The organism is Micromonospora sp. NPDC005203, from assembly GCF_042872705.1.
Lineage (GTDB): Bacteria > Actinomycetota > Actinomycetes > Mycobacteriales > Micromonosporaceae > Micromonospora.
In genome coordinates, this window is sequence record NZ_JBIAKV010000015.1 from 1 (window position 1) to 15,989 (window position 15,989).

At 71.0% G+C, this 15,989-nt stretch carries 10 protein-coding genes, 1 tRNA gene and 2 pseudogenes; 8 read left to right on the forward strand and 5 right to left on the reverse strand.

Annotated elements, in window-relative coordinates; all coding sequences use genetic code 11:
- Positions 1–65 precede the first annotated feature (65 nt).
- Positions 66–311 carry a hypothetical protein gene (locus tag ACFYPM_RS26590; RefSeq protein WP_387202272.1) on the reverse strand — a complete coding sequence of 82 codons (246 nt, stop codon included), beginning with the start codon at positions 309–311 and terminating at the stop codon, positions 66–68.
- 273 nt (positions 312–584) lie between these two features.
- Here ACFYPM_RS26590 and ACFYPM_RS26595 point away from each other — a divergent pair.
- A pseudogene (locus ACFYPM_RS26595) lies at positions 585–1,673 on the forward strand (IS701 family transposase); the annotation flags it as partial.
- 54 nt (positions 1,674–1,727) lie between these two features.
- Here ACFYPM_RS26595 and ACFYPM_RS26600 read toward each other — a convergent pair.
- Positions 1,728–2,294, reverse strand: coding sequence for a MarR family winged helix-turn-helix transcriptional regulator (locus ACFYPM_RS26600; protein ID WP_387202275.1), 567 nt, complete (start codon positions 2,292–2,294; stop codon positions 1,728–1,730).
- Between the two features lie 92 nt (positions 2,295–2,386).
- Here ACFYPM_RS26600 and ACFYPM_RS26605 point away from each other — a divergent pair, with 92 nt between their 5' ends.
- A complete protein-coding gene (locus ACFYPM_RS26605) occupies positions 2,387–3,334 on the forward strand; it encodes an NADP-dependent oxidoreductase (RefSeq protein WP_387202278.1) in 948 nt (315 codons plus the stop codon).
- Between the two features lie 363 nt (positions 3,335–3,697).
- On the forward strand, positions 3,698–3,853 hold the full coding sequence (locus tag ACFYPM_RS26610; RefSeq protein ID WP_387202281.1) for a hypothetical protein: 156 nt from the start codon (positions 3,698–3,700) through the stop codon (positions 3,851–3,853).
- A 280-nt stretch (positions 3,854–4,133) separates the two neighbouring features.
- On the opposite strand, the gene ACFYPM_RS26615 is transcribed toward ACFYPM_RS26610, so the two are convergent.
- From ACFYPM_RS26615 to ACFYPM_RS26625, 3 genes and pseudogenes are all read right to left on the reverse strand, one after another.
- Positions 4,134–4,643 carry a hypothetical protein gene (locus ACFYPM_RS26615; protein WP_387202284.1) on the reverse strand — a complete coding sequence of 170 codons (510 nt, stop codon included), beginning with the start codon at positions 4,641–4,643 and terminating at the stop codon, positions 4,134–4,136.
- 342 nt (positions 4,644–4,985) lie between these two features.
- A pseudogene (locus ACFYPM_RS26620) lies at positions 4,986–5,674 on the reverse strand (IS3 family transposase); the annotation flags it as partial.
- Positions 5,675–5,798: 124 nt separating this feature from the next.
- A tRNA-Leu gene (locus tag ACFYPM_RS26625) sits at positions 5,799–5,882 on the reverse strand.
- Between the two features lie 232 nt (positions 5,883–6,114).
- Here ACFYPM_RS26625 and ACFYPM_RS26630 point away from each other — a divergent pair.
- The 5 genes from ACFYPM_RS26630 to ACFYPM_RS26650 all read left to right on the forward strand — a co-directional run bounded on the left by ACFYPM_RS26630 (position 6,115) and on the right by ACFYPM_RS26650 (position 15,969).
- Positions 6,115–8,613, forward strand: coding sequence for a hypothetical protein (locus ACFYPM_RS26630; RefSeq protein WP_387202287.1), 2,499 nt, complete (start codon positions 6,115–6,117; stop codon positions 8,611–8,613).
- Positions 8,614–8,804: 191 nt separating this feature from the next.
- The gene (locus ACFYPM_RS26635; protein WP_387202290.1) at positions 8,805–11,438 is read left to right on the forward strand and encodes a fibronectin type III domain-containing protein; all 2,634 of its coding nucleotides are present in this window, start codon (positions 8,805–8,807) and stop codon (positions 11,436–11,438) included.
- Positions 11,439–11,465: 27 nt separating this feature from the next.
- Positions 11,466–12,461: an AAA family ATPase gene (locus tag ACFYPM_RS26640; protein ID WP_387202293.1), complete on the forward strand. Its 996-nt coding sequence runs from the start codon at positions 11,466–11,468 to the stop codon at positions 12,459–12,461.
- A 14-nt stretch (positions 12,462–12,475) separates the two neighbouring features.
- The gene (locus ACFYPM_RS26645; protein WP_387202295.1) at positions 12,476–13,645 is read left to right on the forward strand and encodes a DUF58 domain-containing protein; all 1,170 of its coding nucleotides are present in this window, start codon (positions 12,476–12,478) and stop codon (positions 13,643–13,645) included.
- Positions 13,639–15,969 carry a transglutaminaseTgpA domain-containing protein gene (locus ACFYPM_RS26650; protein ID WP_387202298.1) on the forward strand — a complete coding sequence of 777 codons (2,331 nt, stop codon included), beginning with the start codon at positions 13,639–13,641 and terminating at the stop codon, positions 15,967–15,969. The genes ACFYPM_RS26645 and ACFYPM_RS26650 overlap by 7 nt, the downstream gene beginning before the upstream one ends.
- The last annotated feature ends 20 nt before the right edge of the window (positions 15,970–15,989 follow it).

Sequence of the window (15,989 nt, forward strand, 5' to 3'; positions counted from 1 at the left end):
AGCTCCACTCCACGACAGGAGGTCCTCCCCAATCAAGATCCATCAGGTCGTGTCGTCACACGACCTCAACCAACGTGCTTGGTCAGTACAGCTAGCAGGTGCTCCGCGAGCGCGGCAAGCAGCGCGTCCCACCGTGGTTCTCCGGTCAGCCCAGGCTCATCCCTGAGCAGGTCGACCCTGGTTTCAGCGGGTTCCCAGCGGTACTCCTCCAGAAACTCCCACACGAGTTTCCAGCGAGTCTGGCCGGTGTCCGCAAATGCCAGATGGGTGGCCAACCTGGCCAGACTCATCGGTTCGTAGCTGGCACCCATCGGGCAGGCCTCACCGTCGAGCCGACGGCTTCATCCGTTACGGCATTACCCTCGTGATCTTGGCTATAGGCAGCGCAGCCTGTGACGTTGCCTGTCAACCAATACTCCGGCCGCACTTTCCTGATTTGGTGTTTCGGCAGCTCAGCGGCATGATCGACGTTTGAATTGTGCCGGCCGCGTACCTGCGGATGTCGATGCTATTCGGCGGCTGGCCGGGTGATCGCACTGTCTGTCTGTTGTGGTCTGTGGCAGGGCGGGCAGGCTCCCGTGCTTGTGTCGATCGATGAGATTGCGGGCTGGCGGGCGGGTTTGGATGATCTGCTGGCGCGGTTCGCGCACCGGTTCGGGCGGGCGGAGCCGCGCCGGCAGTCGCCGACCTACCTGGTCGGGTTGCTGTCACCCCTAGCCAGCAAGAACGGCTGGACCCTGGCCGAGGCCGCCGGCGACACCACGCCGGACCGGATGCAACGGCTGCTCACCAGGTCCGCGTGGGACCCGGACGCTGTTCGCGATGACCTGTTCGCCTACGTCCCCGAGCACCTCGGTGACGACGACGGGGTGCTGATCGTCGACGAGACCGGCTTCCTGAAGAAGGGCACCAAGTCCGCCGGGGTGCAGCGTCAGTACTCGGGCACGGCCGGGCGGACGGAGAACTGCCAGCTCGGGGTGTTCCTGGCCTATGCCAGCCCGCGCGGGCGCACGCTGGTCGACCGTGAGTTGTATCGACCCCGTGGCTGGTGCGATGACCCCGCCCGCCGCGAGGAAGCCGGCATCGCAGCCAGCGTCGGGTTCGCCACGAAGCCCGCACTGGGCCTGCGGATGATCGAACGCGCCATCACCGCCGGACTGCCGGCGAGGTGGGTCACCGCCGACGAGGCATACGGGCAGGACTCCAAGTTCCGGACCTGGCTGCAGCAGCAGCGCGTCGGCTACGTCGTCGCCGTGCCCCGCAACCAGCGGATCCCCACCACGGCGGGCAACTCCCGCCCGGACGTCTTGGCCGCCAACGCGCCGGCCCTGGCCTGGAAGCGCCGCAGCTGCGGCGACGGCGCCAAAGGACCACGACTCTACGACTGGGCCGTGGCCTCCCTACCCGGCACCGCCGACGGATACGGCCACTGGCTGCTGATCCGCCGCAGCGCCACCAACCTCACCGACCTGGCCTACTACCTGTGCTTCGGCCCCGCCGGCACCCAGGACGAGGACCTGATCTGCATCGCCGGGACCCGGTGGGCGGTCGAGGAATGCTTCCAGACCGCGAAGACCGAGGTCGGCTTGGACCATTACCAGGTGCGCCGGTACGACGCCTGGTACCGCCACATAACACTCGTGCTGTGCGCCCATACCTACCTCGCCGTCACCGCTGCCGCGGGGGCACCGCCGCGGTGCCGTAGTTGCCGGGCGTGCCGTTGCCGCTCATTCGGTGCCCCGGGAAGCGGAGTCGGCAGCGCCGGGAACGAGGGTGTTCCGGTCGATCGCGAGCCCGACGGCGGTGCCGAGCCGTTCGAGTACGGCCAGGTCGTCCGGCTTCAACACGTCGATGAAGTATTCGCGGACCGCAGTGACGTGCCCGGGTGCTACGGCCACGACCTTTGCGTAACCCACATCGGTCAGGGTGGCGTTGGTGCGTCGCCCGGAGCCTGGCACGCGACTTCGCCGGAGAAAGCCCCGCTTCTCGAGGCGGCCGGCGACTTGCGAGAGGCGCGGTAGGGACGACGACGTACGGGCGGCGAGGGCGCTCATCCGCAGCGTGTGGTCGTCTGCCTCGGACAGGGTCGACAACACCATGTACTCGAAGTAGGTCAAGCCGGCCTCGGTTTGCATCCGGGCATCGAGCGCGGCCGGCAGTCTGATCATGATGGCCGCGTTGGCCCGCCACGCGGATTGCTGCTGGTCATCGAGCCAGCGAGGCGCCTCCGTCGGCGTCTCCGGCCCAGGTTGTCCGGTGGGCCGGGCGGTGTTGCGTGGCGTGATCGACGACATGTCGAAAGTCTAGGACATCCACTTGTTCACGCATGAAGTTTAGGAGTAGCTTGTTCAAGCATTAAGTTCACGACGTCAAGGAGTTACACATCATGCGTGCTGTCATCGTCCCGGACGCCGGAGAGCGACCTGCGCTCGCCGAGCTGTCGACGCCTGTCCCTGCAGCCGGTCAGGTTCTGATCCGAGTCCACGCCGCAGCGCTCAACCCGATGGACAACGTGCTGGCCTCAGGAGGGCTGGCCGAAGCCATGGAGCATCGTTATCCGCTGGTTCTCGGCCGTGACGTGTCCGGCGTCGTCGAGGCTGTCGGCGACGGCGTGACCGATGTGACGATCGGTGAGGAAGTGATCGGCCACCTCGGGTTCGAGGCGCCGTTCCAGGCGGGGACGCTCGCCGAATACGTCGCCGTGGCTGCCGCCTCAGTGGCGGTGAAACCGCCGACGCTGGATCACACCGCCGCCGCCGCGCTCCCCCTCGCGGGTGGCGCCGCCCTGGCCGCGCTCGACGCAGCCGGCGTGCAGTCCGGCCAGACGGTCCTAATCAACGGCGCGTCGGGCGGCGTCGGACGCTACGCCGTGCAGCTGGCCGCCGAGCGCGGAGCCACGGTCGTGGCCACCGGAACCAGCGCCAGCGCCCATCGGCTGCGAGAGCTCGGCGCCGACGCCATCGTCGACTACACCGCCGGGCCGGTAGCCGAGCAGGTTCGCACGCTCTACCCGAACGGGGTCGACGTCCTGGTGAACCTGTGGGGCAACACCGTCAACGACGTGCCGCTAAAGGCGGCGCGCCCGGGCGGAAGAGTATCCACCATTACGTCGGTTCCCGATGCCGACACCACCACCGCGCTCGGACTGGCCGGGGGTGGCATCACCATCGCCAGCCCGGACCGTGACGTCATCGCCACGCTGGCCCAGAAAGCGGCTTCGGGCAAGCTCCGAAGTGACCTGTCCCAGGTGATTTCTCTGGACGAGGCCGTCGAGGGCTTGGACCAGATCGCCGCCGGCAAGAGCCACGGCAAGGTCATTGTCACCCTCGCTTGATCGCTGGTGGAGCGCCGCACGTTCTGCTCCAGCCTGCGGATGATCTCGACGCTGACTTCGGCGCGTTCGCGTTGACCGCCGCCGGCGTCACCCTCGTCATCAGCCACCTCGCCCCGATCGTCACACCCCCGGCGGGGGGTGTGGCGATCCTCGCCGGACTGGGGGCGGTCGGCGGCTGCGGCGACGCGATGCGTGCCTGTGCGCCCGCCGGAGGAAGAGCAAGCTGCGGCAGCGCCTCGTGGCCGTCGAGTCACTACTGCAGGCGCTGGCCGAGCAGCGCGGTGTCGGCATTCGCCAGCTGCGACCGATCGCGTCGTGTCGGCCCACCGGTCGCATGTACGTGTCCGGCGACCAGGCGGGACGGTGGGTTTCCGTAAGGGCAGCACTCTGGACGCACCGACCGATCCATCCGGCGCGACTTTGCAGCGGGCGCGCGAAAACGGCATCGAGCAGGGCTTCGAAATCGGCTACACCGCGCAGTTCGCGGAGCGGGCCGCGGCGCCGCTCCTCCCCCACTAGACTCATGGGCGACTTATGATCTCTACGGGTGGGTAGTGAAGACACCGGCTGGAATGTGTCCAACCGGCCTCTCAGCTGCTGTGGAACCGGCTGGGCGATGCTGTTGTCGAATCCAGCGACCTCTTCGGTGCCGCCAAGAGGTCACCAGCCTGAAGTGCCTACTCAGGGCGTTGCCCGTGGGACCGACGTCTCGAATGACGGAACTGCGGCAGCCTCCAACATGCCCACTCGCAACGCACTACATCGATCTGCGGCATGCCTAAAGACGTGAGCTGCACGATCAGCCTGGAAAAGGCTCAAAAAGAGTCATGACGAGCGCAACTGTGCTGAGGAATCCGCATCCAAGCGCTAGCACCAGCGATGGGACGAACGCGGATGGCGGCGGGATCCATCCGCCGAGGACCCAGGGTGTTACGGCGATCAAGAGCGCGGCTAGGCCCGAGATGACCTCATTAACGGCGAGCGCGATCGATTTGCAAGATTCGCGGTTCCGTAGGATCCGAAAGGCAGAGTCGGCTGACGCAGCGACCAGTAGGGCGCTGATCACAGCGAACACCAGCGCACCCCAGATCGGATCAAGATTGGCGAGTGCGAGTGGCACGACGAGCGGCAGTCCGGTCAGCAGGAACACGCCCCGCACACCCGAACGCACGTATCGGTCAGCCCCGGATTGGCGGGCACGGCGCTGCCCCGAGTCCAGATAGAAGAACACGCCCACGAGGAACGTCCCGAAGAGCGTGGCTGCGATTTCTGCTAGGCCGACCAGGAACTCCTCATCTACTTCCCGCATCTCGATCGACTCCTTAGAGCCCGCCACCCCAAGCGGCGCAACACTAGTGAACCTAGTCGGAGAATTCAGGCAGCGGGAAGCTTTCGCATCGTGCGTACAGCGCCGGGCGCGCCCGGCAGATTCAAGATCAGGCTGCTTGCGACCCAGGTGCGCGACCTTGCGGAGCAGGGCAGCGGTGTGCGGGTCGGACTGTGCAGTGGGCGTGGCGAGCGGTCCCGCACCCTGTCAGCGCCCTGCTCGCGGTAACGGCTTCGCAGTCCGCCAGGCAACGTCATAACGTTGCGCGGCCTGGGTGATCGGCCAACCCTCATCCGAGACCAGAGGGTCTGCTGCACCGATAAGTCAAGCGGCCTGACTGGTCGGTGGGGTCATGATGGTCTCGTACTCGATAGGGGTCAACCGGGACAGGATAGTTGCCGTCGGCGGCGGTGGTAGGTCCGTTCGACCCAGGTCACGATCGCGGTCCTCAACTGCTGCCGGGTCGTCCAGGTCCGGCGATCAAGCACGTTGTTCTGCAACAGGCCGAAGAACGATTCCATGGCGGCGTTGTCGCCGGCGGCGCCGACTCTGCCCATCGACCCGATCACGTGGTGCTGGTTGAGGGCACGGACGAATTTCCGGCTTCGAAGCTGCGACCCGCGGTCGGTGTGCGGCACGCAGCCAGCCACGTCACCACGACGGGCCACAGCGTTGCGCAGGGCGTTGACGGCCAGCCTCGATTTTCTGCGTGAGTCGATGGAGTAGCCGACGATCCGGTTGGACCACACGTCCTTGATCGCGCACAGATACAGCTTGCCCTCACCGGTGCGGTGTTCAGTGATGTCGGCCAGCCACAACCGATTCGGGCCGTGCGCGGTGAGGTCGCGGCGCACCAGATCGTCGTGCACTGGCGGACCGACCTTGCCGCCCTTGCCCCGACGCTTCTTCTTGCTGAACGCGCTGAACCAGCCCATGCCCGAGCAGAATTTCCAGGCGGTGCGCTCGACCATCGGTTGGCCGGCAGCGCGGGCCTCATCGGCCAGGAACCGGTACACACGGCGGTCTTCCCGCTGACCGCCCCGACGAGCGTCCTGACCCGCACAGCAAAATCCCCGCCCAACGGGACGGGGATCGCTCGAAACGCGAAGAAGAATCACGCTTCGTGGGGAAACAATGTGTCCGAGGGGGGACTTGAACCCCCACGCCCTATACGGGCACTAGCACCTCAAGCTAGCGCGTCTGCCATTCCGCCACCCGGACCTACACGTTCAGCCTACCTTGCCAACCAGATGATCTTGCCACCCGATGGTCGGCACGGCGGGCCGCACGGGGAGTTACTGTACACGCCGCCCGTGGATCATGCACATCGCCTTCCGACGCCTTTCTCCCGGCGCTTCCGTCGCTGCTCACAGGGCCGCGGACCCGCCGTCGACCCGCCGCCCGGGGCGTGTCTGGGTAGCGTCCGGTGGCCCTCTGCCGGCAGCATTGCCACGTGTCCCATCCCTCCCCCCTGGCAGCCGCCCAGCACCGGGCCCTCGCCGTGCGCGCCACAGGTGACCTCAAGGCCGCCCGTCAGTTGCTCGCGGAGGCCGTCGGATCCGCTCCCCCGCCCTACGGCGTGGATCATCCTGAGATGCTGCACACCGCTCACCTGCTGGCGCGACTGCACCGCGAGGCGGACGATCTACTCGCCTCCCGTCGCGTGCTGGAGGAGGCGTTCGCGGCGGGCGAGCGGCGTTGGGAGCATGCCAACCCGGTGATGCTCGCGCTCGCCTTCGAACTGGCCGAGGTCGCGGAGGAATTGGGCAACCGGCACGAGGCCCGTCGCAACTACACCCGCGTCGCCACCGCCGGGCCGGCCATCCTCGGGGAGCACCACCCGTCGATACGGGCCGCCCGCGCCTACCTCGGCCCATCCGCGCCGACGCCGACCGAGCAGGACGGGCCGGTCTCCGATCCGGCCCCGGTGGACGCGGCGGCGGAGTCCGGCGTCCGGTCGGCGCTGTCCGGCCCGACCCTGTCCATGGCGACCCTGGCCGCGATGCGGCCCTCCGCCGATGGCCTGGCGCCCGCCAACTCGCCCTGGCCTCCGCCGGCCGCACCCCAGGCAACCCCTCCGGGGGTACACGGCCCCGCCGCACCCCAGTCACCCGGCAACGTCGCCGCACCCGGGGTGGCGCCCCGCCAACGCGCCGACGAGCAACCACCCGGGTCCGCCCGGCCGGCGGTCAGCCAGCCATCCCAGCCAGTGTCGGAGAGCCAGCCGCTCCGACTGGGGGCGGACGGCCAGCCGACCCAGCCGAGCGCCCAGGGCCAAACACCCCGGCAACGGACTGAGAGCCAGCCACCACCGTCTGGTCAGCGGCCCCCACCGCGACCGACGGCCGGGCCGACCGCCCCGCCCCGTCAGCGGACGGGCGACCAGGCGACTCACCCGGCGGTCGACGTGCCGCACCCGTCGTCGACCCCACCCGCCCCGGCACCGGCCGTCCCCGCGCCAACGTCGGGGCCGCCGGCACCTCCGTGGGACAACCCCACGATCCAGGTACGACAGATCGAACCGCTCCTCGCCGAGGAGGCTGCCCGGGCCGCAGCCGAACCCGCCGGGGCGACCGGAGCGGTCGTCGCGTCCGCCGTCGACGTGACAACGTCGGGCCGACCGTCCCCGGCAGCCGGACAACCAGGGCCGGCGCATCCGGTCAGCGGACCACCAGCCGCTGCCCCACCGGTCACGACGCCGCCCGGCCACCACCAGCCCTTCTCCGGGCCACCAGCCCACCCCTACCCGGTCTCCGCACCACCAGCCCACCCCTACCCGGTCTCCGCACCACCAGCCCACCCCTACCCGGTCTCCGCACCACCAGCCCACCCCTACCCCGTCTCCGCACCACCCGGGCACACCCAGCCCGTCTCCGCACCACCCGGACACACCCAGCCCGTCTCCGCGAGGTTCGATCAGACCGAGGTGATCCCGGCCGTCCAGCCCGACAGCGACCCGACCAGGGGTGACGCCCTGTCGGCCCCGTCCGTCGCCGTCCAGCCAGCGCCGACCGCCGCATGGTCGAGTGCCGTCGTGCCGTCCGCCGAGCCGACGCCGGCGGCCTGGTCGACGGACACAGGCGCCGAGGCAACGGGGTCGCGGCCGACCGCGCCGCGAGCGGCACCGCCGAACCACCACGACCAGTACCCGACGCACGACCAGTACCCAACACACGACCAGTACTCGACACACGACCAGTACTCGACACACGACCAGTACTCGACACACGACCAGTACTCGACACACGACCAGTACTCGACTCACGATCGGTACCCCAGGCAGGACCAGTACCCGACTCACGATCGGTACCCGAGGCAGGACCAGTACCCGAGGCAGGACCAGTACCCGAGGCAGGACCAGTACCCCACGCACGACCAGTACCCACCCCGGGCGCACCAGCCGGCGCAGGTGCCGTACCCGGGTCAGCAGTACCACCCGGTACACGACGGGCACCGGCCCTCGCCCGTCGACAAAGGCGGGTCGGCGGGAAGCAACCGGGCGACGCTGATCGGGGCGGCGGTGGCGGCCGGGGTGGCCGTCGTGGCGGTGGCCGGCCTGGGTGTGGTGGTGTTGACCCGCGACGATCCGCCGCCCGCGGGGACCTCGCCGACCGCTGCGGGACAGGCGTCGGTCGGGCCACCTCCCGGCGATCTGCGGCTCCGTGACGACGCGACCACCATCACGCTGACCTGGACAGACCCGTCCGGTGGTGCGGTGCCGTTCATGGTCGCCGCCGGTCGGGCCGGACAGCCGCTGGGGGTGATGGCCACCGTGGACCCGGGTGGGACGAGCTACACGGTCAACGGGTTGAACTCACGGCTGGATCACTGTTTCACGGTGTTGGCCGTCTACTCCACCGACAGCTTCGCGACCTCCGGACAGGTCTGTACGACGCGGGAGCGCACCACCCCGTCGAGCGGCAGGCCGTCGGCCCGACCGTCGCCGAGCTGAGGTGTGCCGGGCTGAGGTGTGCCGGGCTGAACCGAGCTGAGCTGGGCGTCCACTGCGCACACGCTCGGTATCCACAGGGGTGACGGTGCGGGTTCCCCCTTCACCAGCAGGGCCATATGATGGCACCCGGCTCAGGGGAGGGGTGGCCGCGATGCGCGTCACCTGCCATGACTTACGGGAGGCAGCCGGCTGTGGCCAGCATCGAGGACGCCGTACAGACCAACGCCCCCCGCTGCCGGTCCCGGCTGCGCGGCGGGCTGGTGACCGTCGGCACGGTGGCCGCGCTGCTGGCGGCCATGGGCCTGACCGTCCTCGGGCTCGGCGCGGCCGACAACGCGGTGGCCAACTACGACGCGAGTTCGTGGCTGTGGAGCGCGGCGCGCAGCGAGCTTGCCCGGGTCAACGGGGTCACCGCCAAGGTGGACACCCGCACCGAGATCCCCAACGCCGTCCGGCACCCGATGCAGATCACCCAGACCGACCGGCTGCTGGTCCTGCGTGACCTACACACCGGGCAGGTCAGCTCACTGGACCTGGCCACGCTGCAGCTCACCGCGACCACCCGGACCACTCCTGGCCTCGGTGTGAGCGTCGCTCTGCACGAAGATTCGGCATTCGTCGTCGACGCCGTGCAGGGCATCGTGCGGCAGCTCGACCCGCGGTCGCTGACCCCGGTCGGCGAGCCGGTGCACTATCCCCCGGGCATCACCGGCGGCACGTTCGACGGCGAGGGCCGGCTCTGGATCGCGGTGCCGAGCCAGGGCACCGTCTCGGCGATCACCGCCGCCACGTTGCCGTCCAAGCCGGCCTCGGCCGCGCCCGCCGGTGCCGGGCTCAGCCCGAAGCAGGTCGATTCGTACGACGTCGCCGAGGCAAGCCACGAGCTTGTGGTGTCCACCCTGGACGAGGGGGTGGCGGTGCTCGACCGCACGGCCGGGAAGCTGGTGCGGGTGCAGCAGGGCAAGGTTCACCCGACGCCGTTGACGCTGTCCGGTGCGGCGGCGATGCCCACGCGCACCAGCGGGCAGCGGGTTCCGGTCACCGTGCCCGCCGAACGGCGGGTGCTGGTGGTGGGTGACGGTGGGGAGGAGCAGGCGTTCACGGTGCCGGGCGAGGGCGACCGGCTCAGCCCGGCGGTGGCCTGGGCGGACCGGTTCTACTGCGCCGACGAGGCCACCGGCACGATCTACGCCTTCGACGCGGGTGGTCAGCTGGTCGAGACCATCAAGGGGCGGGCGAACGGGCCGCTGGAGCTGGAGGTGCGGGAGAATCGCCTGTTCATCAACTCTCCCGACGCGGCGAGCGCTCGGGTGGTGGACGACAAGCACCAGGTGCGCGAGGTCGACAAGTACGCCAACGACGTGCTCGGCGGCGACCCGCCACCGGTTGCCCCGCCGCCGCCCCCGCCGCCGCCGAAGAAGCCGCGGGTGAACAAGCCGAGCGCGCCGCGCAGTGTCACCGCCGCCGCCGGCAACGCGCAGGCGCGGGTGAGCTGGCGGCCGTCCGCCGCGAACGGCGCCGAGATCATCAAGTACGTGGTGGAGGGTGGCGGCCAGCGCCTGGAGGTGGGTGCCAACCAACGCGCGGTGGAGGTCACGGGTTTGACCAACGGCGAGACGTACCGGTTCGCGGTGCACGCCGTCAACGCCAAGGGCGACGGTCCGCCGCGCACCAGCAACCCGGTGATCCCGACGGCCGCGGTGCCCGACCCGCCGGCGAGCGCGACCGCCCAGGAGCGACCGGACGGCACGGTGCTGGTGACGTGGCCGGCGGCGAACGGCCAGGGCAACACCATCGCGCGGTACGCGGTGACGGCCAGTTCGGCGGGAACGAACGCGCCGGTCGGTGAGTCGACGAAGACGGAGCTGGTGGTGCCCGCCGGTGAGTTGGAGTTCGGCACCCAGTACGCGTTCACGGTTGTGGCGGTCAACGACAAGGGCGCCGGTTCGGCGGCGTCGCCGGTCAGCAACACGGTGGTGCCCTTCACGACGCCCGGTGCGCCGCTCGACCTGCGGGCCGGCACGGTCGCCGACCAGCCGGGCGCGGTCACCGTGCAGTGGGCGCCCGCCGAGGCCAACGGCCGACCGGTGTCGAAATACCTGGTGGACATCGGTGGACGGGCCAGCGAGGTGACCGACACCCGCACGACAGTCACCGGGCTGGGCAACGGCCAGAACGTGGTGGTGAAGGTGAAGGCGGTCAACGAGGCGGGTCCCGGTCCGGAGGCCACCACCACCGCGCGTACGGTCGCCGAGCCACGGGTCACGGTGACCGGCTCGTCGTCGACGGCCACTGCGGCGACCGTGACGTTCACGGTGGACGCGGGCGGCGGTCAGGCCACCTGCGCGGTGAGCACGGCGGGTGAGCCGACGAAGGCCGGGGCGTGCTCCAGCATCACGATGACCGGCCTGACACCGGGCACGGCGTACGCGTTCACGGTGACGGCCACCAACGCCGCCGGTAAGGGCACGGCCACGAAGGACCAGGCCACCCAACCGCAGTACGGGATCGCGACCTGCAACAACGGCGCTTCCGGGCCGGAGGCGAGCTACTGCACCCGGGAGGTTGCCGGCGCGCGCAACGGCAACGAGATCTTCAAGGTTGCCGAGCAGGACAACGACCGGCAGGCAGGCTGGGTGGCCAACGGGACCCGGCTGAAGGCGTACTGCAAGAAGTCGGGTGAAGAGGTCTACGCGTACATCTACAACAACGACAAGCGCAGCACCTGGTGGGTGCAGGTCGACTACGAGGGGAAGAACTACATTCCCTGGGCCTGGCTCAACCTGGAGGGCGGCGACAACATCAACGTCCTGCCCACCTGCTGAAGCACCAGGCAAGGAGCACCGCCGACCGTGAACACCCACGAGCCGCTCACCCAGCCGGAGGTGCAGGGCTTCGCCGCCCTGGCCGCCCGGCTGGCCGAGAACGTCAACGCGGTGGTGCTCGGCAAACCGCAGGTGGTTCGGCTGGCGCTGACCGCGCTCTTCGCGCAGGGTCACGTGCTCCTGGAGGACGTGCCGGGGGTCGGTAAGACGACCCTGGCGCGGGCCATCGCCGCCACGGTGAAGGGTGAGTGGCGGCGCATCCAGTTCACGCCCGACCTACTCCCCTCGGACGTGTCCGGGGTGACCATCTTCAACCAGGCCAGCCGGGACTTCGAGTTTCATCCGGGGCCGGTCTTCGCCAACATCGTCATCGCCGACGAGATCAACCGGGCGTCGCCGAAGACCCAGTCGGCGCTGCTGGAGGTGATGGAGGAACGCACCGTCACCGTGGACGGGGTCCGGCACCCGGTGCCGTCGCCGTTCCTGGTGGTGGCCACGCAGAACCCGGTGGAGATGGACGGCACCTACCGGCTGCCCGAGGCGCAACTGGACCGTTTCCTGGTGAAGCTGTCCGTCGGCTACCCGGACGAGGCGGTCGAGGTGGAGGTGCTGCGCGGCGCGACGATGCGTTCGCCGGAGGCGCTCACCCCGGTCACCGACACCGCCACCGTGGGGGAGATGGTCCGGATGGCCCGTCGGGTGCACATCGCCGAGCCGCTCTACGCGTACGCGGTCCGGTTGGCCGCCGCGACCCGCACCCACCCACAGGTGCGGGTCGGGGTCAGTCCCCGGGGCGTGATCGCGTTGACCCGCGCGGCGTGCTCGTACGCGCTCATCGACGGGCGGGGTTGGATCATGCCGGAGGATCTGAAGGCGCTCGTCGAGTCGGTGTTCGCGCATCGGCTGCTGCTGACGCCGGACGCCCAGGTGCGCGGGATGACCGCCGCCGAGGTGCTGCGTCAGGCCGTCGCCTCGGTGCCGGTGCCACTGCCGTCGGGGCAGCCCGCTCCGGTGCAGGGCTGACCGGCACCAGCACGATGGGGATCACCGCCCGTGGGATCGGGCTGCTCGTCGCCGCCGTGGTGCTGCTGGGAGTGGGTTTCCGGTTCGCGTACCCCGAGTTGACGTTGCTGGGCGCGGCGGCCGGCGCGGCCGTCGGCTATGCCGCGCTGGTCGCGGCCTGGCGGCCCCGGCTGACCGTGACCCGCCACGCCGATCCGGACCGGGTGGCCCGCGGCGAGCCGGCGAGCATGACGTTGACCGTGCGTAACGCGGGCCGGCTGCGGTCGGCGAACCTGCTGGCCGAGGACCGCTGCGGGGAGCGCATCGTGCCGGTGCCGGTGTTGCGCCTGCGGCCCGGTCGGGACACGGAGGTCCGCTACGACGTACCGACCCATCGGCGGGGGGTGGTGCCGGTGGGGCCGCTGCGGGTGACCCGGCGCGATCCGTTGGGGTTGGTGGCGTTGGCCCGCCCGTACGGCGCGGCGGTGCCGGTCTGGGTCTACCCCCGGGTGCACCCCCTGACGGCGGTGCCGCGCGGTGCGGGGCGCAGCCTCGACGGCCGGGTGGACGGGGTGCCGCACGGCTCGATCACGTTCGACTCGTTGCGGGAGTACGTGGTCGGCGACGAGCTGCGCCGGGTGCACTGGCGGACCAGCGCCCGGGTGGGTGAGCTGATGGTGCGGGAGAACGTGGACACCAGCCTGCCGCACCTGATCGTGCTGCTGGACAATCGCGCCGTCGCGCACCCCCAGCGGGTGGGTGGGGTGGCGGAGTCGTTCGAGTCGGCGTGCGAGGCTGCGGCGTCGATCGTCACCGCCGCACACCGTGCCGACCTGCCGGTGGTGTTGTTGTTCGCCGACGCGGAGCCGGCCGCGCCGGGTGGGACGCCGGACGTCGGCTCGGCGCTCGGTCCGCTGGACCGGCTCGCCGCCGCCGCGCTCTCGGATGCCGACGAGGCAATCCGCGCGGCTGCCACCCGGCTGCGCCAGGACCGGCTCGGTGACACGTTGATCTTCCTGACCGGGCCGGGTGGGCGGGACGACCTGGGGCACGTCGGGGCGCTGCGTGGCGCGTACCCGTCGGTGGTGGTCGGGGTGTTCGGCGCGCCCGAGCCGACGCCGCCGGGCGCGGCCGGCCTGGTGGTGGTCGACGCTGCGGACGGCGCGCAGTTCGCCGCCGAGTGGGACGGGGTACGCCGGTGGTGACGCGTGCCGGGCGGGTGCTGCGGGCGGCGGTCGTCCCGCTGGTGCTGATCGGGTTGATCGCGCTGGCCGGGGTGGTGCTGGGCCGGGTGTACGCGGGAAACCTGCTGATCGGGCTGGTCGTCGGTGCGGCAGCCGGTTCGGTGCTGGTCAGCGTGGCCGCCCGACGGCTGCCGTCCTGGTTGGTGGCGCCGGTGTCGGTGGTCGCGATGGCCGGCTGGACACTGTGGTCGTTGCGGCTGGCCGCCGATCGGGCCGAGCTTCCGGGTGCTCTGCTGGAGATCACCGCTGACGCCGCGCGCAACGGTATTCCGCGGCTGCTGACCGCGATGATCCCGGTGGAGCCCACTCCGGACACGGTGCTGGTGCCCGTGGTGGCGGCCTGGCTGGCCGGGCTGGCCGGTGCGGAGGTCGCCTTGCGCACCGGCCGGGTGCTGCTGGGCTACCTGCCGGCGGCGGGGCTCTACGCCGCCGGCCTCTACGTGGTGGGTCCGAATGCCGCCCCGGCGGTCGGGGTGACGGTGGCGTTCGTCGCGGTCGCGGCGGCTGGTCTGGCGGCCCCCACCGGTCCCGCGTCGGCCGCCGCCGACCCCACTGCCGAGCTGGCTCCCCGGGTACGCGCGGCGGTGCGGCTGCGGCTGGCCACCAGCGCGGCACTCGGGGTGGCGCTGGTGGTCGGGCTGGTCGCGCTGCTCGGACCGGTCGTTGCCGACCAGGTCGACGGGCGGCCGGTGGACCCCCGCCGGTACGTGGAGCCGCCGCAGGTGCAGACGCTCGACGAGAACCCGTTGATTCGGATCTCCGGCTGGGCGCTGCGCCCGGAACAGAAGCTCCTCGACGTGAGCACGGAGCGGACCGGTGTCGCGCCTCCCGCGTCCGGTGGCACCCCACCGGGGGACGAGTCGGCCGGCGACGCCGGTCGCGGTGTGCGGATGCGGTTGGCGGTGCTCAGCGACTACGACGGGGTGACCTGGCGGGTCGGTGCGACGTACCGCAACGCGGGGCGGATCCTGCCGGCTCCCGCCCCGTCCCGGGACAGCACGGCGGAGACCGTCCGCCAGCAGATCACCGTGGCGGAGCTGAGCGGTCGGCTGCTGCCCGCTGTGGCGACGCCCCGGGAGGTCAGCGGCGCACGGGTGGCGTACGACCCGGCGAGCGGGACGCTGATCCGGCCGGAGGGGTTGACGCCGGGGCTGCGGTACGCGGTGACCTCCGCCGAGGAACGGCCGGACTCGAACCTGTTGGCCACTGCGAACGTGCCCGCCGGCGATGGGGTGGCCCGGGTGCTGCGGGTGGCCGACGGGGTGCCTGACCCGATGCGCCGGCTGGCCACGCAGCTCGCCGAGGACAACGGCGCCCCGTTCGCGCGGGCTCTGGCGATCGAGCAGTTCCTGGCCGAGCACTACCGGGTGGTGGCGGACGCGCCGAGCGGGCACGCGTACCCGAATCTGGGTTTCTTTCTCTTCGGGCCCCGCGCCGGCGGCGGGCAGGAGGGCACCTCGGAGCAGTTCGCGGCGGCGTTCGCGGTGCTCGGCCGGTTGTCCGGGCTGCCGACCCGGGTGGTGGTGGGTTTCCGGGCCGGCGGGCAGGGGCCGGTGCTTGCCGGTGACGCGTTCGCCTGGCCGGAGGTGCTGTTCGACGGGCTGGGTTGGGTGCCGTTCGATCCGCTGCCCCGCCCGAACGAACAGCCGAGGCCGGTGGAGGAGGATTTCCGTCCGACACCTGACGATCCGCCACCGTCGGAGGCGCCGGCGCCCACCGTGGAGCCGACCGCGTCACCGGAGCCGGTCGCCGCTGGTGACGGGCCGCCCGGCCGGGGCGGCGTGTCCACGCCGCTGCTGGTCGCCGGCGGCAGCGGCGGCCTGTTGCTGCTGGTCGGGGCGCTGCTGCTCACCCTGCTGGCGATGCGCCGTTCACTCACCCGCGCCCGGCTGGTCCGGGGTGACCCCGGTCAGCGCATCGCCGGCGCCTGGCGGGAGGTCACCGACGCGCTCCGGCTGGCCGGCCGCCCGGTCGGTGACGACCTGGCCGCCACCGAGGTGGCCGGACACGCCCGCCAGGCGCTCGCCGCCGCCCGAGCGCAGACGACCGCCGACAGCACGACCGACGACAGCACGACCGACGCTCCGGGCGTCGACGATCTGGCGGACCTGCTCAACCAGGTGGGCTTCGCCCCGGGCGCCGCGACACCCGACCAGGCCGCCCGCGCCGCCGAGGTGGCGACGGCCTATGTGCAGAGCCTGCGCTCCGCGCGTCCCTGGTGGCGGCGCCTGCTCTGGTCGGTGCACCCCACTCCCCTGCGCCGCGCCCGCCGGTCCCCGCGGTGAGCACGAGCGTCGCGTCGACC

Excerpts from the sequence above, each read along its gene's own strand:
- ACFYPM_RS26615 (WP_387202284.1), bottom strand. The coding sequence starts at position 4,643 with ATGCGGGAAGTAGATGAGGAGTTCCTGGTCGGCCTAGCAGAAATCGCA.
- ACFYPM_RS26605 (WP_387202278.1), top strand. The coding sequence starts at position 2,387 with ATGCGTGCTGTCATCGTCCCGGACGCCGGAGAGCGACCTGCGCTCGCC.
- ACFYPM_RS26645 (WP_387202295.1), top strand. The coding sequence starts at position 12,476 with ATGGGGATCACCGCCCGTGGGATCGGGCTGCTCGTCGCCGCCGTGGTG.
- ACFYPM_RS26600 (WP_387202275.1), bottom strand. The coding sequence starts at position 2,294 with ATGTCGTCGATCACGCCACGCAACACCGCCCGGCCCACCGGACAACCT.
- ACFYPM_RS26590 (WP_387202272.1), bottom strand. The coding sequence starts at position 311 with ATGGGTGCCAGCTACGAACCGATGAGTCTGGCCAGGTTGGCCACCCAT.